Consider the following 21,054-nt stretch of genomic DNA (forward strand, 5'->3'; position numbering starts at 1 on the left):
TATACAAATGATTTTATCTGAAATTCCGAATATAAAACACACAAACGAAAATAACTTTTTTCTTTTAGCTGGGCCTTGCGCTATTGAAGGCGAAGAAATGGCATTAAGAATTGCTGAAAAAATAGTTTCAATTACTGATAAATTAAAAATTCCTTTTATATTTAAAGGAAGCTTTAAAAAAGCAAACAGAAGTAGAATTGATAGTTTTACAGGAATTGGAGATGAAAAAGCATTAAAGATTTTACGCAAAGTTTCCGAAACTTTCGGCGTGCCAACGGTTACAGATATTCACGAAATTTCGGATGCACAAAAAGCAGCCGAATATGTAGATGTTTTGCAAATTCCTGCGTTTTTAGTAAGACAAACAGATTTAGTTGTTGCTGCCGCAGAAACAGGAAAAGTAGTCAATTTAAAAAAAGGACAATTTATGAGTCCGGCTTCCATGAAACACGCAGTCCAAAAAGTACTAGATGCAGGTTCTAATAAAGCTTGGATTACAGATCGCGGAACCATGTTTGGCTACCAGGATATGATTGTCGATTTTAGGGGAATTCCTGAAATGCGTAAATTTGCCCCAACAATTTTGGATGTAACACATTCTTTACAACAGCCAAATCAAACTGCAGGAATTACTGGCGGAAGACCAGGTATGATTGAAACAATTGCTAGAGCAGGAATTGTAAATAATGTGGATGGTTTATTTATTGAAACTCATTTTGATCCTGCAAATGCAAAAAGCGACGGAGCAAACATGTTGCATTTAGACAATTTAGAAAGTTTATTGAGCAATTTAGTTGCAATAAGAAAAACAATAAATAATTTATAAAATATAGTAATTTATGCTATTAAAATCCTTCAAGTTTTAAAACCTGAAGGATTTTTTTGCTTAAATATCTTAAAGGCACAATTTTTGGTTCTTATTCTTGTTTAACTTTTAGATGATGAAAAAACTTGTATTTCTATTTTTATACATAAACATGTCTACTTTTTCACAAAGTTTCGAAAAAGTTGACGCTCTTGTTATAAACTACCCACGATTTTCTAAAGTTGAAGATTTGGCCAATCAAATTGAAAAAGATTTTTATTCTGATGCGGATAAATCTAGAGCAGCATTTTTTTGGTTGACAGAAAATATTCGTTATAATTTAAGCGAATTTTACAATCCAAGAAAAAGAAAATATAATTTTCAATATACATCCGAAGAAGAAAAAATAGAAAAATTACAAGCTCTTAAAGACAATTTAGTGGCTGAAACTTTTAGAAATAAAACAGGAGTTTGCGAAGAATATGCACAGTCTTTTAAAAAAATATGTGATTTATTAAAAATTGAAGCCGAAGTAATTAAAGGAAATGTAAGAAATACAGCTGCTGAAATTGGTAAAATTGCAACCTCTACAAACCATGCTTGGAATGCAGTTAAAATTGATGGAAATTGGTTAGTTTTGGATGCAACTTGGGCTGCTGGATCTGTAAAAAATGACAAATGGAATCGAAATTTTAATGCCTATTTTTATGATATTCCTAAAAGTAAAATTTTTAAAACTCATTATCCAGATGATAAAATCTGGAAAATCCGTTTTGGAAGGATGGATGAAAAAGAATTTTACAATCAGCCAATTTATTCTAATCCATTTTTACAGCTAAATGCTGATTTAACTTCTCCACTAACAGGAATCATTAAACTTAAATCATCCGAAGACATTATACTTAGGTTCAATAACTTAGACAGTAACCTCTTACTTTTCTACACTTTAAAAGGGATGAAAATTGGACAAAAACCTGTTATTACATCCATAAAAACTACAACAACTTTAACAATTAAAAATCCAAAAACAAATACCAGTTTGGTTTTGTATATCAATAATGAAGATGCTTTGCACTTTAAAGTAGAAATTGATTAAAACTTCTTTTATAAAAAATCGCTACTTTTTTCTTGAATTCGTCGGCTAAAACCACACTTAAAATTTCTTAATTAATATCTTGTCTATTTAACTGTTTTAAAATTTAAATTATTTTTTTATCATCAGTCATTAAAACTATATAAACGCTGTTAAATAACATGAAAATATATAGAATAATTTCCTTTAAAATGCATCTAAAAAACAAAAAGGTTTGTGATACAAATAAAAAAAATGTACTTTACACCTCTGTTTTAAATCAAATTATATTGAAGCACTTTCTATTGAAACGTGCAAATACATTAAAACCATACAAATGGTTCTGTCTGATTTAAAAGGTATGCTTTTACAAGTTTCATTTTTTTGTATATTAGCAAGATTTTTAAAATTTATGGATAAACAAGATAATTTTCAATTAAATTTTTCTTTAAAAGGATATTCTAGTATTCAAATTGGATTGTACTTTTTATTAGCGGCTTTTTCTATTAAAAAAATACTTGAAGGTTTTTTAATCGATGACAACCCAATGGGCATGTTATCTGCTGAAATAATTGAAATTTTAGTTTTAGGTATTATTTTTTTAACGATTGTACTTTCTGCCTTAGCCTTGTTTTTTAAAGGTCGAAGAAAAGCCAGAAGACAAGAATATAAACTTTGGAACGCTAAGACAAAAAATAATTTTCGGGCTTTTACAACTAGTTTTATACTAATTTTTTCAATTCTTATTATCTTAACTACTCAAGATTTTGCAGATTATATGGCGCCTACTTTTTTATTTTTGTATGGCATTTCATTACTATTTTTAAAAATTAAAAAGAGTAAGAACCTTTTTGTGCTATCTGGTGTTAGTTTACTGCTTACAATGATTTGTATATTAATTCCCAATTACTGGTATTCATCAATTTACATTTTAGGAGTTGCACATATTACGTATGGCTTGGTTGTTAAAAATTAAAATTTTCTTCTAATTTCTCTAATCATATCCTCTAAACCATTTAATTGCAGTTCATAAACCAACTCCATTTGCTTTCCTAGCTTTCCGTTTGGAAATCCTTTAGTTTTGTACCAAACTATATAATGTTCTGGCAAATCAATTAAAAAAGTGCCTTTATATTTACCAAAGGGCATTTTCATTTTAGCTAAATCAATAAGAAATTGTTTGTCTTCTATCATTTATTCTTTACCATCTAAATAATCTTGTAAATAAGAAAAACGTGCTGTTAACTTACCTTTTTCAGTCATTTTTGCACGCTCTAAAACGCCGTCTTTATCATTATTAAAAAATGCAGGAATTACATTTTCTAAAAACATTTCTCCAAAACCTTCGCTTGCGTCTTGGGGTAATTCGCAGGGTAAATTATCAACAGCCATTACAACAATAGCATCTTTATCTTTAAAATCTACCTCAGATTCCGTTTTAGGATTGTAACCGTAAAAAGGGTCTGCAATTGTAGATGCTCTTAAAGTTGATGCTACAGGACCATCTACGTCACAAGAAATATCAGCCACATATTTAATTTTAAAATCTATTAATTTAGCATCTTCTCTTGTAAATAAATAAGGCGCTCCGTTTCCATAAAAATGACCCGCAATAAAGAAATCTGTTACGCTAGCAAAACGCATAAAATCAGATTCATATTCTTCTGGATTATTATAAAAATCGGAATTATCAATTACGTTTCCGTCTTTACGTTTGTTATAATCTAAAACATCTAAAAAACAATAAATGGGTTCACTAAAAGTTTTGGTTATATAATCGTTTACAGAAACCATTTTAATATTCATTGCGTCCAGCATTTCTTTTGCCCCGTAAGCAACTTTACCACTTCCTGTTAATAAAATTTTAATGTTTGACACATTAATTTTCTTTAATTCAGTAATTAATTCTTGCTGATTCTCTAGTGTTTCTGCCTTTGGTAAATTAAAAGTTCCGTTTGTGATACCAATTGCTCTAAAACCATTATATGCACCAACAATGCCTGCGTAACGGCCAAAACCAATTAAACGTGCTCCATTTTCTCTGATAATAGTTTCGTGATCGAATAACTGAATATTTTTTTCTAAAACTGCTTTTAGCAATTCTCTATTGTAAGGTTGTTTTTTGATAGTATGACTAAAGAAAAAATATTTTTTATTAGCAATTAAAGCACTTATTGGCACTTCTTTTACTCCAAATAACACCTCACAATCGCTTATATCTTCTGTAACTTTAAAACCTGCTTCTTTATATTGTTCATCCGTAAAAATTCTAATAGAAGAACTTTCTACTTTTATTTCTGATGATGGAAATTGATCTTGAAATTCTTTTAATTTTCCTGGTGAAAAAACAACTCTTCTATCTGGTGGGTTTTTACGCTCTTTGATAATTGCAAACTTCATTTTTATATGTTTTAGGAGCTACTGAAATGCTGAAATAAAATCAACCTAAACAGGCTAAATAGTATTAGTGTAATATTTGTTCGAAGATATTAGATTTTATAATGATAAACAACTGTATTTTTTTATACTTTTGCAAACTGTATTTCTAATTAGAAATATTTCATTGACATTTTTGGGGACGACTGGTTTTGACAGCAAGATCAGTAGATTTGTAAGCATACCAAGGAATGAAATTATTCTTGTAAAACTTATTTCACCTTTTTAAACGGCGAAGATAACTACGCTTTAGCTGCTTAATCCGAAATATAGTAGGATTGGCCTAGGCACACAAGGTGTGCAAGCTTTATGTCCACGAAAAGCCTTGGTTTATGGCGTTTCATATTAGGGCATCGTAAATATAAACATAGAAAACCTGAAACTTCGGCGGGTTTTTGAAACTAAAGAAGTTAAGTTAAAAGTAGGTTGTTTTTGATCATCTTTTAAACGAAAACCAATCAAAAACTAAGTATGTAGAAAGCTTTTTGACTGCTTGTTTGGACCCGAGTTCGATTCTCGGCGTCTCCACTTTCAACCCTGTAAATAACTAATTTACAGGGTTTTATTTTTTAAGGTGCTGTTTTGGGTGCTGTTTTTTATTTATTGAAAGCCTCTCTACTAAAGTCTTTTACTTAAAATATAGATTTTAAACTATATATATTTAGAAGATCAGGATTGGAAAAGTGACTCGGCAGATTCCTTTTCCTTAGAACGTTCCGAATACGCAAAGATTTATGATGATTTTATTATTAAGTTAAAAGAAAAGTATCCTGATGAAGAGGAAACGATTATTAAAAAACATATTAAACGTATTACTCCAGCTGAATTTGCTTCATCGAGTTTCTATACTGAGCTACCTATAAGAAAAAGTAATGTTGATAAAATAATTAATGACGTTATTAAACATTTTTTTTTGCAAAAGGCCTCATAAGTCACCCATCCAAACCATTAATAAAAGTCTCCACAAAGTTTACTACTTTATTTAAAATTCTATCTCCTATTGATTTACGTTTTAAAACATTTGGTTTAGTTCCTTCTATTAAATCTAATAACTCATCACGTAATGGTTCTCTTTCTGCGTAAAGATAATCCTCTATGAGTTTTTGTGTTTTATCTGATGATAGATTTTCTTCTTTTACAAATACTTCAAATGCTTTTTGTTGTTCTTCTGACCAGAATTTTTCAAACTCTTGCGGTATTGTTTCTGAGTCTTCTATTTCAGGAAGGTTGTCTTCTATAAACTTTTCTATTAACACTCGCTTACTTCTTAAATTAGCTTCTCCTGTTAATAAATCTACTACTTCTTTTTTCTTAGCTTCTTGTTCTTCTTTCTTAACATCTTTTAAAGATGCTAATAGTTTTAGAATATAAGTTACATTAATTTCATCTCTATGAATTAATTCTAATTCAAAATCTACATCGTCTAATATTGATACTTTTTCTTTAGCAGTATCGTCTTTTGTTTTTTGCCATAAGTCCAAATATTTACTTCTGAAATCATTAAACAATTGTTCTTGCATTGCTAAATCTTCCCAATCGAAATTAGCAAAGGTTGTCATTGTATTTTTTAAACGCATTAACTCTCTAAATGCCTTAATAAAGGCTAATTCATCTTCTTCGCTTACTAAATCATTAACGCTATTTACAGTTGGTGTAACTTTAAGTAATTCTATATACCCTTCATTGAATTTTTGAGTATAATCTTCGTAAGGTTTCATTATAATAACATCTATAGCATCTTTGTTACTAAAGAGTGTTATTGCTTGATCTGTTACTTTTTTAAGATTACGAAACACCACAATATTACCTTGTGATTTCTGCTCGTTTATAATTCTATTTGTACGTGAATACGCTTGTATTAATCCGTGATATTTTAAATTCTTATCTACATATAAAGTGTTTAATGATGGACTATCAAAACCTGTTAAGAACATATTAACAACCAACAAAACATCTATCTTCCGTTCTTTTACTTTCTTTGAAATATCATTATAATAATTATAAAATGATTGACTATCTTTTGTTGTAAAATTAGAACCAAACATTTCATTATAATGCCCTATATAACTTTCTAATTTATCTCTTTTGTGTAAATGCATTCCATATAAAGCAGGTGTATCTTCTACTACCGAAACTTCTTCTGGAATATATCCGTTTGCATCTGCATCTTCTTCGTTAGCTACATAACTAAATATGGTTGCTATTTTTAGATTGTGTTTGCCCTCTAATTTTTTACGGTATAGTATATCATAATAATTGACCAACATATCTGTACTACCAACACAAAACATTCCTGTAAATTCTTTGTTGTGTGTTTTACGATTATGATTTGCTATAATATAATCTGCTATTTTCTCTAAACGCTTTGGTGATTCCATTAACTCTTTACGGTCAATGTCTTCTACTTCAATATCTATTTCTGTTGCAGATTCTTTTTGTTTGTATTTACCAACATATTCTACTGCAAATTTTAATACATTTTCATCTTTAATAGCATCTGTAATCACGTATTTATGCAAGCACTCACCAAATAATTCTTTAGTAGTACGTTTACCTAATTCGTTTTTAACTGCATTGTCCGCAAATATTGGTGTTCCTGTAAAACCAAACATTTGAAAGTTATTGAAGAACGCTTTTATACGATTGTGTGTATCACCAAATTGACTTCTATGACATTCATCGAAAATAAAGACGATACGCTCCTCTTTCATTTTTTCCATTTTCGCTAAGTAGTTCTTTTTACTAATTGCTGTATTTAGCTTCTGAATGGTAGTTACAATAATTTTAGTATCATCACTAAACTGTTTTACTAATGCTTTAGTATTATCTGTACCATCTATACTGCCTTTAGAGAAGCTATTAAATTCTTTAGTAGTTTGATAATCTAAATCTTTTCTATCTACTACAAACACCACCTTTTTAACTTGTGGCATTTTCATAATAATTTGACTTGCTTTAAAAGATGTAAGCGTTTTACCTGAACCTGTAGTATGCCAGATATAACCGTTATGTGTACTATTTTTGACTTTATCTATTATGTTTTCTACTGCATAGTATTGATATGGTCTCAACACCATTAATATTTTATGCGTTTCGTTTAAAACAATGTATTTACATATCATTTTAGAGATATGACAAGGCTCTAAAAACTCACTTGTAAAACCATTTAAAATATTGGTTAATCGCTTGTTTTCGTTATCTGTCCAATAGAATGTTTGTTTAAAAGATTGATGCCTGTTGTTTGCATAGTATTTGGTATTTACACCGTTACTGATAACAAAGATTTGAACGTATTGAAATAAGGCAGATTTAGCACCAAATGAATGTCTTTGATAACGGTTTATTTGATTAAAGGCTTCTTTCATTTCTAAGCCTCTACGCTTTAATTCTATTTGTACTAATGGTAAGCCATTTACTAATAGCGTAACATCGTAACGATTTTTATAACTACCCTCAATAGTAACTTGATTGGTAACTTGATATTGATTTTGACACCAATGCTCGGTATTTAAAAACTCGAAATATAAATTATCTCCGTTATCTCTAACAATATGCTGTTTTTCTCTTAGTGTTTTAGCTTTCTCGAATACAGAACCTTTGCTTAATATGTTTAATACACGCTCAAACTCTTTAGCAGTAAACGTAATATTGTTATGCTTTTCTAATTGTGCTTTTAAATTAGTTAATAATGATGCTTCATCTGGAATACTAACTTTTGAGTAGCCTTGATTTGATAATTGCTCTATTAACTGATTTTCTAATACTTGTTCTGGTTGTGTACTCATTTGTTTTTGTTAATTTGGCATCAATTTTGTATTAAGCAATGTGCATAAGTGCAACTATATTGTTGAAAAGTATTCATATTTGAAAACATTTTGTATATTTGCACTGTTCTTTACCTTAGGTAGGGAATTTACAAAGGTCTTAAACGTTGAACCCGAATCAACGTTTTTTTTGTGCCTAATTTTTTCCGAAAAACTCTTCTGTCCTTTCAAAATCAGGACTTTCTAATATATTTTCTATGTCATTTTTTTCATAAGCAGTTATCAATTTAGCTTTTAAAACTCCTGTGAATCGTATGATAACAACATAATTTCCTTTTACAACCGCAACCCTTCTGTTTGTATAATGGGTTTTTTTATAATTGTCCCACCCTTTTTTTAATATTGCTTCACCATCCAATAATGTTTCTTTTATCCAAAGCATCTTTTCAAGTCTATTTAGTGACAAAATAGATTTATCCTTTTCTACTCTATTTGCACTTTCATAAAAGCAATGGTCAAACATATCATCATAAAACTTAACTTTAACGCTATCAAAAGTTTCAATTTCTGTTACACAATACTCATCGTGCCATAGCTTTCGCATTTCTGCTTCTCTTACTGCTTCATCAATTAAATGTGGTTTTAATTTTTTATATGCCATTACCAACCACCTTGAAGATTAATCTTAAATACGTTAAATTTTTCTTCCCATTTAGGTGTAGGTGCAATTGTATTACCTAAGTACGTGTTTTCTATATGAGCAATTAAACCCAATTTAGCAGTACTTGTAATCTCTTTATTAAACTTAGCATTTGTTAAGCCTGTTAGAATATCTGCTAATTGTATACCTAAAGATTCATCCGATGGAAGTCCCTGAACTTGTTTTATACCAGATGTAAGATTGGAATTGTCTAATGAATTTCTGAGTGCCTTTAAACGTGTTTTATCTCTATTTACTTTTAAATCTAAAAAGATGTTGTAATTATTAAAATCAAAAATCCAATGGTGTAGTAATTGATAATAAAATTTATAAAAACCAAGTTCTATGTCTTTATTATTAAAAACATAATTATCTACTTTGTCGGCTTCTATTAATATGGTTCTAAAACGAACTTGTTCTGTTTGAAAAAAATAATCTATAATATCCTTATATAAAGCATAAAACTTAGGCGATACTTTATTCCACTTTAGCTCACCATATACATTGTGTTTTACTTTAATAGCATTTATATGCTCTTTAAAAATATCTCTATAATCGGCAGGCATCCAAATACCACCAATAGCAGTATATAAGTGTGCTTCTTTATGACTTAAAGCTTCTAAACCACTTTCATCACAGTATATTTCAAAATTCATTACTTTATATTTTTAAGAGTACGCAATATTTGACAACTGCTCTACTAACTGATTTTCTAATACTTGTTCTGATTGTGTACACATAATATATTAATTGCAGAACATTTGTTGTAATAAACCATTTTTATATTTTTTAGCCTTATCGATTTGCTTTTTTAAACTTTTAATATTCAAATCCAATTCAATAATAAAATCAGCTATTTTATTTTGTTCTTTGATGTCAGGAATAAGAATTTTAAGGTTATCAAAATCTGCTTTCCCCAATGTTTTATTTCTACCTGCACCTCCTGGTGATGCTAATTGAAGTAGGTGTAAACCCTTTCTTGTTTTAAAGAATGCTAAAATAAAATCAAGATTAAGAATAGAATCTTTTGCTTTAAATGTTGGAAATCTATGTGATGCTATCATACCAACTTCATTTTTTGAAGTCTTAGCTACTGCACCTTCCCAAGCAAAAACAATGTTTAAAATAAATAATTCTTCTTTTAACCAAAAGACTCTCTTATTACCTATTTCATCACCTGTTTTACTTTCTTTGTGAAAAATACCTTTACCGTGTGAACGAATCCCTATTTCCTTATATTTTTCATTTAAAACAACATTTACAGGATTTGAATATTTTTCAAATATTTCAGAAACCTTCATTTCTCTCCATACAGGAAAACTACTTCCACTATCTGCTTTAAATCTTATTTCTTGTGAAAATATTTTTTCAACTACAGCATTTCTATACTTAATGAGAAGTGCAAGCTTATTATTTAATAGTTTAATATAATTTTCATAGTCATAAAAAAATATAGATACTTTCTTCTGCTCTAACTCATTAGTAGGCAAACTCAATTTGAAACCGTTTAAAAAATCAGAATTACCAACGTTCATTGTGTTTTTAGCACCAATATTAACTACAGGTACTAAATAATTATATATGTTAATTGAGGATGAAAAATAATAGTGTAATAAAGAGCCAATGTATCTATTTTTAGGCTTAAACACGCCATATAAAACAGATACAACTCCAGTCCTATTTGTTCTATTCTGCTTTATGATACCAAACGGATAATTTGCAGTAGGGCTTTTAGTATAAACAACATCATAAGGATTGACCACTTTATAATTTGAAATATTATCAGATGCGTATGAACGCCCTAAATGCTCAATTTGATTAACAACTCCTTTGACTTTTGCTACTGAAAAAACTTCAACAACCTCGTTGTCTTTATTACGTATTTTATGCTCAACTAAAAGTTCGTATAACTTATATTCCTTCCAATTTTCTTTAAAATTTGGAAAACGCAACCTTGGCTCTGTGCCTTTAATTAATTCCATTAAAAAGGTGTTGGTATTTTTAGTTCTGAACAAAACTCTAATAAGCTATTTTGTGCTTTTGAAATTGATTTATTCATATCTTTTATTTCATCAGATAACTCTATGAGATTTACATCTTCAGCCTTTTTGAATGTATCTACATATCTTGCAATATTCAAATTATAATCATTTTCTGAAATCTCATTTAAAGAAGCCAAATAACTATATTTATCTTCAGTCAATCTCTGTCTATATATACTAATTATCTTATCAACATCAGTAGGTCTTAAAAAATTTTGAGTAGATTTTTCAAAATATTTACTTGAATCAATAAATAAAACATCTTCTGGGTTCTCTCTACATTTTTTGAAAATTAAAATACAAGTAGGTATTTCCGTTCCAAAAAATATTTTCTCTGGTAATCCTATTACTGCATCTAAATAGTTCTTTTCGTTAATTAAATATTTTCTTATTTTCTGCTCAGAACCTTTCCTAAACAATGCACCGTGAGGCAATACAATTGCCATTGTTCCATTTTCAGACAACTGATATATCATATGCTGAACAAAAGCAAAATCCGCATAACTTTTAGGTGCTAATTTACCATATTGACTATACCTATCATCACTCATAAAGAGTTGATTAGCACTCCAATTAGCAGAAAACGGTGGATTAGCTACTATAGCTTCAAAACGGTGTTCTAAATGTTGTGGGTGTTCTAAAGTATCTTCTTGTTTAATATCAAACTTACGATAATGCACACCGTGCAATATCATATTCATACGTGCTAAATTGTACGTAGTACGGTTTAATTCTTGTCCATAAAAGTTGTTTACTTCCTCTACTTCTTTAGCAACACGCAATAGTAAAGAACCACTACCACACGTTGGGTCATAGACCGATTTTAGTTTCTTTTTACCAGTAGTCACAAATTTAGCCAATACTGTACTTACTTCTTGTGGTGTATAAAACTCTCCCGCTTTTTTACCTGCTCCACTTGCAAATTTCCCTATTAGATATTCGTAAGCATCTCCCAATACATCTAACTCTGTATTTTCTAATTTAAAGTCAATTTTATCTAAGTGCGCGAGTACTTTGGCAATAATCTCGTTACGAGCTTCTGGACTTTTCCCTAATTTGGTAGAGTTTAAATCCATATCTTCAAAAAGGTCTTCAAAATCTTCTTCACTATCCGTTCCCATTGTACTGTTTTGGATATTGTTTAGAATCTTTTGTAAATCTTCTAATATGAAATTGTCTTTTGTATTGTAGGTTAATGAAGTATTTTCTGCTACAGCATCACTTTCTTTTTCATCTTCATTGTGATTACCACGTTTTGAAACAGCAGAAAATAACTCTGATGGTTTTAAGAAGTAACCTAATTTCTCTAAAGATTCTTCTTTTATAGCCTCTATGTATTCTTTTCCTGTTGCTGTGTTTTCATCTATTTCAGAAAATAGAAATGTATCGCCACCTTCTTTCAAGATTTTGTTGGCATATATCTCCATTTTTTCGGATAAATATTTATAGAAAATAAAGCCTAATATATAATCACGAAACTCATCTGCATTCATTTTACCTCTAAGGGTGTTCGCAATATTCCAGAGTTGTTGTTCTAATTGTTTTTTATGGTCTTCTGACATTTTGTTATATCTTGTTTATCAATTCGCTTTTAAGCCAGTTAAAAGCTTCCTCTTGATTATATTTTACACCTGTTCTTAATAGAGCTTCCATATCTCCTGTAAAATTTGGGTCTTGTTCTTTTTCTTCAATATTTAATAAAAACTCTTTTTTACTAGGCGGTCTGTTTCCTGTAGAAAATGTTGTGTATTCTTTAAAACATTTAATGATTTGCTTAATATCTAATTCCATATTTAACCTTGAATAATCTAAATCAAACAAATCTCTTCCTTTACTACGTTGGTATAAGGCACGTAATTTTGTACCTAATAATTCGTTAATGCTATATGTTTTAATTTTAGCTTTTCCAGAAAACCATTCACTCTCTACTTCAAAAGGAAAATCTACCCAATCCAAAACATTAAAATGTTCTTTACAATTAATTTCTAATTTTAAGCGTAATCTAATATCTTCATACTCGGAAGTGAAACGGTATGTTGCTTTTGCTCCATGCCCTTTTACTTGCGTTCTTCTAGGTTCTTCAAAAAAAGTAACAACTTCTTTAATACGTTCCATTATTGGTTTTATGGGTCCTGGTTTAATTTGAACCAAATCAATATCTTCAGAATATCGTGGAGCAGGGTTTAAATACAACTTATGCAAAGCTGTACCTCCTCTAAAAGCTAAATTTTCACGTAAAAAATCATCAGAAAAAATTTCTACTAATGCTCTACTAATTACAAGGTCTTGTTCTACTTGATAGAATTGTTTCCAAGGTGCTTGTTCTTGCCATTTTGCTATGTAAGGCTTCGGAATCATAGGTCGTTTTCTAGCTTGATGTTTATATCTACTTTCCAATCGTTGTTTACTGCGCCGGGTTTTTGTTTTGATTTTGGACTCAATAGTACTGGAAAGTATTTTGATGTTTTTAAATGTTTCATTATTGGTTCTAAAAGAATTTCTTCTACTTGCAGCTCTTCTAATAAAAAACCAAATCGTTGTAAAGTACTTTTATGAGGATACCAAGTAAGTAATTCTTCTATATCCTTTTTAGTAAGTTCTTCAGATAACTCTTCAAGAATGGCTAACATTCTATTTATTCCGCCTAACTTATTTTGATGATGAATTAAATCTACTGCTGTAAGTGCTGGGCTAGAGATCTTAAATATTCCTGCATCAGATTTTTTGTCTAAAATGTTTTTAGTTGGCCATTTTGAAGTTGTAAAAAAATGAATATCTAAAGAAGATTTTTTTATATTTGAAAATGCTTTATCGGTCATCACATAGTCTCTTTGCACCTGTTGATGCCCTGCACCGTGGAACTTAGCAGCAGAATAAAAACCTAAATAATAATTTCTATCTAAATACTTAAAAAGCTTATCTAAAAATAGTTGAACTGGTATTTGTTCTTGTTTAGAATATCTAGGAGGAATTATTAAATAGAATCCTTTTCTTAAGTTTACAATTTCCTTTTTAGTTACCAATCTAGAAAGCTCTCTTTTTAAAGCGGTATCTGTTTTATCGCAAGCTGCTACAAGTTCATCCCATGAAAAAGAATATTCTTCAACAGATTGTAATTGCTTTATGTAGTCAGAAATATTCAATTTTATAGTGAATTTTCGATAAAGATACCTTTTTAAGGTAATTATACAGTTTTTTTACTATGATATTTTTCTTTCCAATTCAAAATTAGTATAGATTTATTTTTAAAAATCTGATTTTAAATACATTATAAATTGTTTTAGTTAGTGAAGTGAAACAGGCAAATATTTGAGCTAAGGAAACAGAATGTGACTTAGTAGGAATTTTGCGAAGCTTGAACGAGATAAGTAAATTTAAAGGGAGAAAAACTTCATAATTATACTAAAAACTAATACATAGAATACTTTTTTTTAAAAACATAACCCATGATAAATACCTTAAAACATAAGAATTACTTAGGAACTATTAAGTTTAGCAATAAGGATAGTTACTTTTTTGGTAAAATTATAGGAATAGATGATTTAGTTAATTATGAAGCTCAATCTATGGATAAGTTAAATGCTGTTTTTAAAGAGGTTGTCAGTCCCCCTTCGCAACTTCGTTATGGTTGCTTTAGGTAGGTTATATACTAACAGTAAACTGTAAATAAATGTTTCTTTGAAGTTCTTTATTAACTCTTGTAGCTTCTTTTAAACCTCTAAAGTAATAAAAGGATTGATATATAATTACTGGATTCCATAATTGTAGATTTATATAATTATACCCCATTTAATGTCAATTCATTTGAACTCATCATAGTGATTCTAAAACTTTTCATGAAGTTATAAGTGCTGAGTTAAACATTTATTTAATTTGTTCACTGTAAGACTTAACGGCTTCAATAAAATATTTCTTTAAGTCTGAAACTGATTTTGCTTCATAATTGACTAAATCAATAATATTAACTATTCTTCCATAAAAACAATTGTCTACTTTGCTGAATTCTATTGAACCTTTGTATTTTTTGTATTCAAAGTGTTTTAACATCATTTCTATTTTTGAATTTCGATAACAATAGGGTTATTGGTGTAAATATACTTTTCATTTAAAATACTTGCATTAATAAAAGTTGTTTTATCTTTTTCAAGTATTCCATAAGCCTCATGAATATGTCCGAATACGTAAATTTTTGGCTTTATTTCAATTATTTTTTTAGCTAATTATTCACAACCAACAAGATCATTCCTTGTTGTTTTGTCAAGAATACCATAAGGTGGACCATGGGTTATTAGAATATCAATATTTTTAGGTATTAAATCCCAATGTTGTTTTATTTCTTTTCCACATTCTATATTGAAAGCCCAATTATAAAACTCGGGTTGAACTGGAGAGCCCCAAATTTTTAAGTCTGCTATCTCACAACCTGAATCATTCAAGTAAATAACATTTTTCGGGATTTTATTTTTTATGATATCCCTATGTGCTCTTTCAAAAAAGAAATCATAATTACCAGCAATAAAAATTTTAATTTCATTATTATGAGTGATATTATAAATTTTTATAACTGTTTTTTTGAGGAGTCTAAGGAATAAAAATAATTTAATATTCTTTTTAAATTGATTATTTCTATAACTTTTCCAGCTTCTGTTATTCCAATATTTACTGCTTTTAGAATTATTAGTATCAATTCCGTGAGAAAAACACCAGGAGCAACCACCTCTTTTATCTGAATTACAAATTCTAGAAATTTTTACATTTGATTGTTTCTTTGGAAAATCAATTAATCTAATTTCGTTTAATCCGAATGCTTTTTTAAACTTTTTAAAATGCTTCATTTGTCAATGTTTTAAGTTTATACTTAGAACATTGTACCTTTTAAAATTAAAATTAGCTTCATTGTTTTATTTATTTCAAATAGTTCATTAAATAGAGATTATTTAATCACAATAGCTTTCAATGGCCTCATCAATATACTGAAGTGTACACTCCTCTATTGCGGAAAATAAAATTAGGTAGCATAACTCATTAAAAGTTTTTTTAACTCTTCAAAAAGTTCATCCTCTAACTCTGTAGATTCCGGCTCGTATAGTTTTGTAAGCAAGTTTTCTACCAAATTTAAAATTATAGATTTCATCACAATCATTTTCATCAAAATCATTTTCAGGAATATTATCTGAATCTTCAAGATATCTTACATACAAGTTGTTTATTGTCCAGAAATACAATGCTATAATATCATTCTTATTTAACTTTTTTAAAAAAGGATACATAAACTCAATTAGTTCTAATTCTACATCTGGATTTAAATCACCATTGCAGAGATTTGTGTTTTCTAAAATTGAAGAAACATTTTTATTGTTACTGTTTTCTTCAAAGCTAAATTCTAATAATAGCTAACGAATTACCACTGTTTACTTCTTTTGTAATGTATAGTTTGTCGTTAATATCTATCATGGTTATTTTGGTTAAAAGTTTTTGCTCATATTATTTAAAAAATCTGTAACTGCTTTTTGCACTGAAATAGGAAGTTTTGATATTCTTTTTTGGGTAGGTAATATATCTATATTTTCTTGTGGTGTTAATGTTAAATATAAATTATTATTAGCACGCTGCCAAAGACCAAAAACATAATCTACATTTGGTTCAATAACTATTCTTTCTTTAAACTTAACAACTCCAGAGAATTTTGGACTATCAGGATACTGTTGATTTTCGGTTATTGTAAGTTTTAATTTTAAAGTATTCGTTTCCTTATCGTAATCGATAGAATTATCTATTTCTTCTTCGACAAAAATTATTTCCTCTTTATATTCCCTTAACCTACTTACATATCGGTAATTTGTTATGTAATTATTAAAGGAATCCCTATCTAATAGAATTAGATATTGATCTTCAATATTTTCTAAAGCTCTAATCAATTCAATGAATTTATGATGACCAAGCAAACCTCCGTAATGCTTTTTTAAATGATAGAAATCCATTATTAAACAGTTTCCTAATAAGAGTTTTTCAAAATTAGAAAGTCTTTTCCAGTTCTTGTTTTCAATTGCAGCATCTAATTTTAGTAACAGATCATTATGTTTCTTTATCTTTTGTATTTTAAGTGCTTCAACCTCCTCTTCTTCACAATATGAACATTTGAAGTCTGTTGAATATCTATTGTTTTGTTTTTTTATTGCTTCATTAAATCGAGATTGACTTTTAGCTTCGTGCTTTTCGTAAGAATTACAATTACTACAAAATAAATATAGCAAGACTTTAGAGTAAGTAGTATTTAATTTAGTCAATTCAGATTGAGAGAGCTTGAATTGTTCTTTAATTTGTCTGGGCGAATTAGATAACTCTATCCCTTTAAGTTCCCAATACAACTTAATAATTTCTTTGTTTTCTTCAGAACAGCTTACTGAAATTTTTAATTTAATGTTGGCGATTTTTGGATATTTATTTTCCATATTTAACGATTAAAAAAGCGTGGAACTGAATCTTACTAGTAACTCAAAAATTAAACACTTTATATGTTTATAAATTTATTTTTTTTTCTTTTACAATTATTTATTTCAAATTTAAACAAACTTTTAAATTATCTAAAGCCTTAAAAAAATAAAGAAATATTAATTTAAACTATCTTCAATTGATTTGTTTATTAGTTTTTTTACACTACAATCTTCATCAAGTGCTTTTATCTTCAATCTTTTTAAAAGTTTTTTTTCAATATAAAACGAAAATTGAGTTTCATCTATCTCTTTAGATATAATAGGAACTACTTTTTGCATTGTTTTACTTTGGTTATTTGCTTTAGCCTTTTTGATTAAATCATTAAAATCTAGTTTTTCCATAATGCTATATTTATAGTTTTATATAATTGTAGAAAAATATAATTATATAAGTTTGATTAATATTTCTCTTGTTAAATTATCTATTTGTTTTTGGGCATTTTTATCATTTTTAACACCACCTACTAACACCGATCTTGTAAAAGCTACTAAATCTGAGATGTGAGTTTTGGCAATTGGGACGTTATACTCCTCTAATCCTATTAAAATGTCTAATGTTAATGTTGTATTTGCTTTTATCATATTAAAAACAATTAGAGTATTACTTTTCTTGTTTTTTTGCTCAATAAGATCTAAAGTTCCAGATAAAGCTAATAAATCTAACGCAGATCCTTTTAAAGGAACCACTATTAAATCTGCCAATTCAATAAGTTTTGGTAAATGATTTGACAAGTAAGGCGGTGTGTCTATAAAGATGAAATCATACTCTAATTCTAAGATTTCTTCTACTCCCCTTTTGTAGGGAATAATATCGACAGCAGTAATGATGTCCTTCAATTGACTTAAACTTCCTTGAGGATCAAAATCTAATATAGCTACTTTTGAATCACTTGACAGATTTATTGCTAATAGTGCGCATAATGTACTTTTACCAACTCCTCCCTTCTGATTTGTTATTACTATGATCTTTGGATTATTTTTCATCTTGCCACTTTTTATAAGTCTTATATGAATTTGGATAAGCATCAAAGAAGCTAATAATATGTGTCTCAATTTGAGTTTTCCCCTTTTGATATGCTTCATTTTTTATTTTTACAGCATTTTTGTAATGGTAAAAATTATACAAGGATGAGATCAGAAGTAATGAAACAAAAGTTGTAAATATTATAATCACCCAATTTGGAATTGTAATCCTTTTTTTTAGTTTGTCTTTAAATTGTTCTAATTGATTAGTTTGTCTTGCATAATTAAGTTCAATTTTATGTAATAATTGAGAAAACTTCTGATCATAAGAGGAGGTATCTACTTTAATATGAATATTTTCGATTTTAGCTACTTCTTTCTGTATTGATGGTAACACCTTTTGCAGTTGAGATACGGAACTTTTAAATGTGTCAATCTCATTAATCATTAATGCTGTTATTTCTTCTATCTTTGCCATTATTATCTTCTTATTTTAAATTGTTTTGATTGGTTTACCTTGATGTTTTGCTGTATTTCTTTTTCAACTTTTTTTACAGACATAGACCTATGCACATCACTTCCTTTTAGGTTTATGCCTTTATATTCATACCGATAACCAATGAGTTTGCCTTGTTTGCTTTTAACTGGAATTACAAGTACCTTTTTCTTTTTCATAGCCTTTATGTAATATAAAAAATTTGCTATTTGTAAATTCTGTAAAGTAAAATCATGAATAGATTTTATTTCTGATCTAATTTCTAAAACTTCTTCTAATTTTTCTTCTCGAACTTGTGTGACAGTTTGTAAACCTAATTTTAAAGCAACTCTTTCTGCAGCTTTATGAGATCGTTTTCCTATGAAACTATCATTATAAGCTTTGCCTTGAAAATCAATCCTGTTAATGTATAAGTGTAAATGTTTATGATCCTTATCGTTATGAGAAAAAGCAATAGCTTGATGATTTTCTAATTTTAAATCTTTTATGAATTCATTTGCAATTTTATTCAAGCCTTGAACATCTAATTTTTTTCCATCTTCAACTGTAGGACTTAAGACAAAAGAGATTGTGTTTTTTTTACACCTTACATTCATGGACTGAATAATTTTGAACTCTTCAGTAATCTCTTTTGGTGAATCTCCTGCTAGGTTTTTTTTGAGGACTATTTCTGCATCTTTTTCTTGATTCCAACCGTATTGAATTGATGCTTTTGTATGCGATATTGATGCTGCTTTACCAATCATTTATTTAAAATTATGTAAATGAGTTTTAATTTCTTCTGCTATTTGAAATACTTTTTGATACAAATCAGGATGCTTTTTTTTAATTAAATTTCCAATACTTTTAAAGTTGTTATGATATGTAATTAGCATTTTATAGACCTCAATTTGTTCTTCAGTTAAACGCTCTTTTATTTCAATTTCAAGAACAGCCTTCTTGCAAAATTCACTTTGTGATAAGCCTGTTTTTTTAGCTCGCAGAACTATCAACTTCTTCTCGAATGAAGACGTTCTAAACTTTGTTACTATATTATTTTTTCTTTTCATGTAATTGCTCCATTTGCGACCGCAGGAAGTAAATCAAGATTTGTGAAGTCAGGCTTTGGGCCCACTTCACACATCTTGTAAATTACTCAAAACGTAATAGTATTCCCGTTAATATTAGTTAAGTCAAAAACGTCAATTAAGGTTTTTATTTTCCTGTTTTTCTTGTACATATTTAAAATTTTTTTATTATTATTTGCTATTATTTTTGTTGGTTTTGTATTTAGATTTTCAATAAAATAATCTGAAATATCTAGTCCTTTTTTCCGATCATTATAAGTCGAATTTTGTTCTAATAAATCTGAAATTTTTATGTTAAATCCTTTTTTTTTGAATTCATCACATTTCTTTTTCCATTTTGAATATGGTGTATGATTATTTATACTTTCTCCTAAATCTGGATATAAAATAATTGTCCGATTTTTAAGAGGTGCTATTTTTTTCTGATTTAATCCACCTAGACTTCCTGTAGCCATCCACAAATATTTATCAAAAAGCATAGTCATAACACAAGCCGTTTTCTCTGACTCGACAATTGCTATAGTTTTACTAGATGATTTCATTAGATGCAAACCAAAAAGACATTGTTCTAGATTGAAATTTCTAATCTTTTTTTGTTTGATATTTACAGCATGAACCCAATTAATATATTTGGTTCTTTTTCCTAAATTATCATAATTAATAATTTTACCTCCCTTTACTTTATTTAGAAAATCTATTTGCCAAAATATGGTTCCATAAAATTTATTAGATTGAGTTCCTATTTTATATTGCTGCATCATTTCATTGACCTTGTTAATATCAAATTTTGATTTCAAAAATTTCACAAAATTATTTTTGTCATAATTACATAAACTAGTTGCCAATTCTTCATTTTTATGAAAACTAGCATCCTGCTGAATACTATTCCACGGAGCAGTATTCGAAAGAATTGGTTTATATTCTTCTTGATTATCATTAAAAAAAAATTTTGGTGTGTAATGATGCCCACAATTTTGCTCACGGTCACACCTCCCTACTTTATCAGATAAATATTGATTACTTTCATTATCGACATATCTTACAAATCTTTTTTTAGCACACCTAGGGCAAATGTGTTTTATAGATTTACGATGTAGTGAATATTTATATATCATTTGCATTTTCTGCAATTCCTGCACTTATTATATTTAATAGGGTGTTTAGAGTTTTTTCCTTTGCAATTGATTTGCAATACTTGCAATTTCATTTCATAAA

General features: G+C 28.5%; 23 protein-coding genes and 1 other RNA gene. 5 read left to right on the forward strand and 19 right to left on the reverse strand.

All coding sequences use genetic code 11. The annotated features are described in order from the left end of the window. Positions 1-7 precede the first annotated feature (7 nt). The 3 genes from kdsA to BTO16_RS08455 all read left to right on the forward strand — a co-directional run bounded on the left by kdsA (position 8) and on the right by BTO16_RS08455 (position 2,853). Positions 8-826 (forward strand): 3-deoxy-8-phosphooctulonate synthase, encoded by an 819-nt coding sequence (kdsA, locus tag BTO16_RS08445; protein ID WP_105021151.1) that lies wholly within the window; start codon positions 8-10, stop codon positions 824-826. A 115-nt stretch (positions 827-941) separates the two neighbouring features. Further along, positions 942-1,901: a transglutaminase domain-containing protein gene (locus BTO16_RS08450; RefSeq protein ID WP_105021152.1), complete on the forward strand. Its 960-nt coding sequence runs from the start codon at positions 942-944 to the stop codon at positions 1,899-1,901. A 388-nt stretch (positions 1,902-2,289) separates the two neighbouring features. Further along, positions 2,290-2,853, forward strand: coding sequence for a hypothetical protein (locus BTO16_RS08455; protein WP_146105369.1), 564 nt, complete (start codon positions 2,290-2,292; stop codon positions 2,851-2,853). Here BTO16_RS08455 and BTO16_RS08460 read toward each other — a convergent pair. Together BTO16_RS08460 and BTO16_RS08465 are read right to left on the reverse strand one after the other, a co-directional pair. Then, a complete protein-coding gene (locus BTO16_RS08460; protein WP_105021154.1) occupies positions 2,850-3,071 on the reverse strand; it encodes a DUF3820 family protein in 222 nt (73 codons plus the stop codon). The two genes, BTO16_RS08455 and BTO16_RS08460, sit on opposite strands and share 4 nt — an antisense overlap. After that, positions 3,072-4,277, reverse strand: coding sequence for an NAD(P)-dependent oxidoreductase (locus BTO16_RS08465; protein WP_105021155.1), 1,206 nt, complete (start codon positions 4,275-4,277; stop codon positions 3,072-3,074). It abuts the gene before it with no gap. Between the two features lie 174 nt (positions 4,278-4,451). Between BTO16_RS08465 and ssrA the strand changes: the two genes are divergently transcribed. Then, positions 4,452-4,844: a transfer-messenger RNA gene (gene ssrA, locus BTO16_RS08470) on the forward strand. 401 nt (positions 4,845-5,245) lie between these two features. Here ssrA and BTO16_RS08475 read toward each other — a convergent pair. From BTO16_RS08475 to BTO16_RS08505, 7 genes are all read right to left on the reverse strand, one after another. Continuing rightward, a complete protein-coding gene (locus BTO16_RS08475; protein WP_105021156.1) occupies positions 5,246-8,098 on the reverse strand; it encodes a type I restriction endonuclease subunit R in 2,853 nt (950 codons plus the stop codon). 175 nt (positions 8,099-8,273) lie between these two features. Further along, entirely contained in the window at positions 8,274-8,738 is a 465-nt protein-coding gene (locus BTO16_RS08480) for a hypothetical protein (RefSeq protein ID WP_105021157.1), read from the reverse strand. Continuing rightward, positions 8,738-9,433, reverse strand: a complete 696-nt coding sequence (locus BTO16_RS08485; protein WP_105021158.1) for a DUF3800 domain-containing protein — start codon at positions 9,431-9,433, stop codon at positions 8,738-8,740. Before BTO16_RS08485 ends, BTO16_RS08480 begins: the two co-directional genes overlap by 1 nt. A 90-nt stretch (positions 9,434-9,523) precedes the next feature. Continuing rightward, the gene (locus BTO16_RS08490; protein ID WP_105021159.1) at positions 9,524-10,759 is read right to left on the reverse strand and encodes a restriction endonuclease subunit S; all 1,236 of its coding nucleotides are present in this window, start codon (positions 10,757-10,759) and stop codon (positions 9,524-9,526) included. Then, positions 10,759-12,381, reverse strand: coding sequence for a type I restriction-modification system subunit M (locus BTO16_RS08495; RefSeq protein WP_105021160.1), 1,623 nt, complete (start codon positions 12,379-12,381; stop codon positions 10,759-10,761). The genes BTO16_RS08490 and BTO16_RS08495 overlap by 1 nt, the downstream gene beginning before the upstream one ends. Before the next feature lie 4 nt (positions 12,382-12,385). Continuing rightward, a complete protein-coding gene (locus BTO16_RS08500) occupies positions 12,386-13,177 on the reverse strand; it encodes a nucleotidyl transferase AbiEii/AbiGii toxin family protein (RefSeq protein ID WP_105021161.1) in 792 nt (263 codons plus the stop codon). Continuing rightward, positions 13,174-13,962: a type IV toxin-antitoxin system AbiEi family antitoxin domain-containing protein gene (locus BTO16_RS08505; protein ID WP_105021162.1), complete on the reverse strand. Its 789-nt coding sequence runs from the start codon at positions 13,960-13,962 to the stop codon at positions 13,174-13,176. The genes BTO16_RS08500 and BTO16_RS08505 overlap by 4 nt, the downstream gene beginning before the upstream one ends. 303 nt (positions 13,963-14,265) lie before the next feature. Between BTO16_RS08505 and BTO16_RS08510 the strand changes: the two genes are divergently transcribed. Next, positions 14,266-14,460 carry a DNA repair protein gene (locus BTO16_RS08510; RefSeq protein ID WP_105021163.1) on the forward strand — a complete coding sequence of 65 codons (195 nt, stop codon included), beginning with the start codon at positions 14,266-14,268 and terminating at the stop codon, positions 14,458-14,460. 223 nt (positions 14,461-14,683) lie between these two features. Here the strand turns inward: BTO16_RS08510 and BTO16_RS08515 are convergent, their stop codons facing one another. From BTO16_RS08515 to BTO16_RS08560, 10 genes are all read right to left on the reverse strand, one after another. After that, complete coding sequence (locus BTO16_RS08515) at positions 14,684-14,869, reverse strand: DNA repair protein (protein WP_245892037.1); 186 nt, start codon at positions 14,867-14,869, stop codon at positions 14,684-14,686. 170 nt (positions 14,870-15,039) lie between these two features. Then, a complete protein-coding gene (locus BTO16_RS08520; RefSeq protein WP_105021164.1) occupies positions 15,040-15,654 on the reverse strand; it encodes a metallophosphoesterase family protein in 615 nt (204 codons plus the stop codon). A 219-nt stretch (positions 15,655-15,873) separates the two neighbouring features. Further along, positions 15,874-16,089 carry a hypothetical protein gene (locus BTO16_RS08525; RefSeq protein WP_105021165.1) on the reverse strand — a complete coding sequence of 72 codons (216 nt, stop codon included), beginning with the start codon at positions 16,087-16,089 and terminating at the stop codon, positions 15,874-15,876. Positions 16,090-16,284: 195 nt separating this feature from the next. Further along, entirely contained in the window at positions 16,285-17,271 is a 987-nt protein-coding gene (locus BTO16_RS08530; protein WP_105021166.1) for a hypothetical protein, read from the reverse strand. Between the two features lie 159 nt (positions 17,272-17,430). Continuing rightward, entirely contained in the window at positions 17,431-17,655 is a 225-nt protein-coding gene (locus tag BTO16_RS08535; RefSeq protein WP_105021167.1) for a hypothetical protein, read from the reverse strand. A 42-nt stretch (positions 17,656-17,697) separates the two neighbouring features. Further along, a complete protein-coding gene (locus BTO16_RS08540) occupies positions 17,698-18,297 on the reverse strand; it encodes a ParA family protein (RefSeq protein WP_105021168.1) in 600 nt (199 codons plus the stop codon). After that, positions 18,287-18,754, reverse strand: a complete 468-nt coding sequence (locus BTO16_RS08545; protein ID WP_105021169.1) for a DUF6730 family protein — start codon at positions 18,752-18,754, stop codon at positions 18,287-18,289. Before BTO16_RS08545 ends, BTO16_RS08540 begins: the two co-directional genes overlap by 11 nt. Positions 18,755-18,756: 2 nt before the next feature. Next, positions 18,757-19,518, reverse strand: coding sequence for a relaxase/mobilization nuclease domain-containing protein (locus BTO16_RS08550; protein ID WP_105021170.1), 762 nt, complete (start codon positions 19,516-19,518; stop codon positions 18,757-18,759). Beyond that, positions 19,519-19,821: a mobilization protein MbpA gene (gene mbpA / locus BTO16_RS08555; protein ID WP_105021171.1), complete on the reverse strand. Its 303-nt coding sequence runs from the start codon at positions 19,819-19,821 to the stop codon at positions 19,519-19,521. It lies immediately after the preceding gene. A gap of 86 nt (positions 19,822-19,907) precedes the next feature. After that, positions 19,908-20,954, reverse strand: coding sequence for a DUF6371 domain-containing protein (locus BTO16_RS08560; RefSeq protein WP_146105370.1), 1,047 nt, complete (start codon positions 20,952-20,954; stop codon positions 19,908-19,910). Positions 20,955-21,054 lie beyond the last annotated feature (100 nt).

It is taken from the genome of Polaribacter glomeratus (assembly GCF_002954665.1).
GTDB classification, from domain to species: domain Bacteria; phylum Bacteroidota; class Bacteroidia; order Flavobacteriales; family Flavobacteriaceae; genus Polaribacter; species Polaribacter glomeratus.

Bases quoted from the DNA above. Each gene is read 5' to 3' on its own strand.
- kdsA (WP_105021151.1), top strand. From the start codon at position 8: ATGATTTTATCTGAAATTCCGAATATAAAACACACAAACGAAAATAAC.
- BTO16_RS08450 (WP_105021152.1), top strand. From the start codon at position 942: ATGAAAAAACTTGTATTTCTATTTTTATACATAAACATGTCTACTTTT.
- BTO16_RS08455 (WP_146105369.1), top strand. From the start codon at position 2,290: ATGGATAAACAAGATAATTTTCAATTAAATTTTTCTTTAAAAGGATAT.
- BTO16_RS08460 (WP_105021154.1), bottom strand. From the start codon at position 3,071: ATGATAGAAGACAAACAATTTCTTATTGATTTAGCTAAAATGAAAATG.
- BTO16_RS08465 (WP_105021155.1), bottom strand. From the start codon at position 4,277: ATGAAGTTTGCAATTATCAAAGAGCGTAAAAACCCACCAGATAGAAGA.
- BTO16_RS08475 (WP_105021156.1), bottom strand. From the start codon at position 8,098: ATGAGTACACAACCAGAACAAGTATTAGAAAATCAGTTAATAGAGCAA.
- BTO16_RS08480 (WP_105021157.1), bottom strand. From the start codon at position 8,738: ATGGCATATAAAAAATTAAAACCACATTTAATTGATGAAGCAGTAAGA.
- BTO16_RS08485 (WP_105021158.1), bottom strand. From the start codon at position 9,433: ATGAATTTTGAAATATACTGTGATGAAAGTGGTTTAGAAGCTTTAAGT.
- BTO16_RS08490 (WP_105021159.1), bottom strand. From the start codon at position 10,759: ATGGAATTAATTAAAGGCACAGAGCCAAGGTTGCGTTTTCCAAATTTT.
- BTO16_RS08495 (WP_105021160.1), bottom strand. From the start codon at position 12,381: ATGTCAGAAGACCATAAAAAACAATTAGAACAACAACTCTGGAATATT.
- BTO16_RS08500 (WP_105021161.1), bottom strand. From the start codon at position 13,177: ATGATTCCGAAGCCTTACATAGCAAAATGGCAAGAACAAGCACCTTGG.
- BTO16_RS08510 (WP_105021163.1), top strand. From the start codon at position 14,266: ATGATAAATACCTTAAAACATAAGAATTACTTAGGAACTATTAAGTTT.
- BTO16_RS08515 (WP_245892037.1), bottom strand. From the start codon at position 14,869: ATGATGTTAAAACACTTTGAATACAAAAAATACAAAGGTTCAATAGAA.
- BTO16_RS08520 (WP_105021164.1), bottom strand. From the start codon at position 15,654: ATGAAGCATTTTAAAAAGTTTAAAAAAGCATTCGGATTAAACGAAATT.
- BTO16_RS08525 (WP_105021165.1), bottom strand. From the start codon at position 16,089: ATGTATCCTTTTTTAAAAAAGTTAAATAAGAATGATATTATAGCATTG.
- BTO16_RS08530 (WP_105021166.1), bottom strand. From the start codon at position 17,271: ATGGAAAATAAATATCCAAAAATCGCCAACATTAAATTAAAAATTTCA.
- BTO16_RS08535 (WP_105021167.1), bottom strand. From the start codon at position 17,655: ATGGAAAAACTAGATTTTAATGATTTAATCAAAAAGGCTAAAGCAAAT.
- BTO16_RS08540 (WP_105021168.1), bottom strand. From the start codon at position 18,297: ATGAAAAATAATCCAAAGATCATAGTAATAACAAATCAGAAGGGAGGA.
- BTO16_RS08545 (WP_105021169.1), bottom strand. From the start codon at position 18,754: ATGGCAAAGATAGAAGAAATAACAGCATTAATGATTAATGAGATTGAC.
- BTO16_RS08550 (WP_105021170.1), bottom strand. From the start codon at position 19,518: ATGATTGGTAAAGCAGCATCAATATCGCATACAAAAGCATCAATTCAA.
- mbpA (WP_105021171.1), bottom strand. From the start codon at position 19,821: ATGAAAAGAAAAAATAATATAGTAACAAAGTTTAGAACGTCTTCATTC.
- BTO16_RS08560 (WP_146105370.1), bottom strand. From the start codon at position 20,954: ATGATATATAAATATTCACTACATCGTAAATCTATAAAACACATTTGC.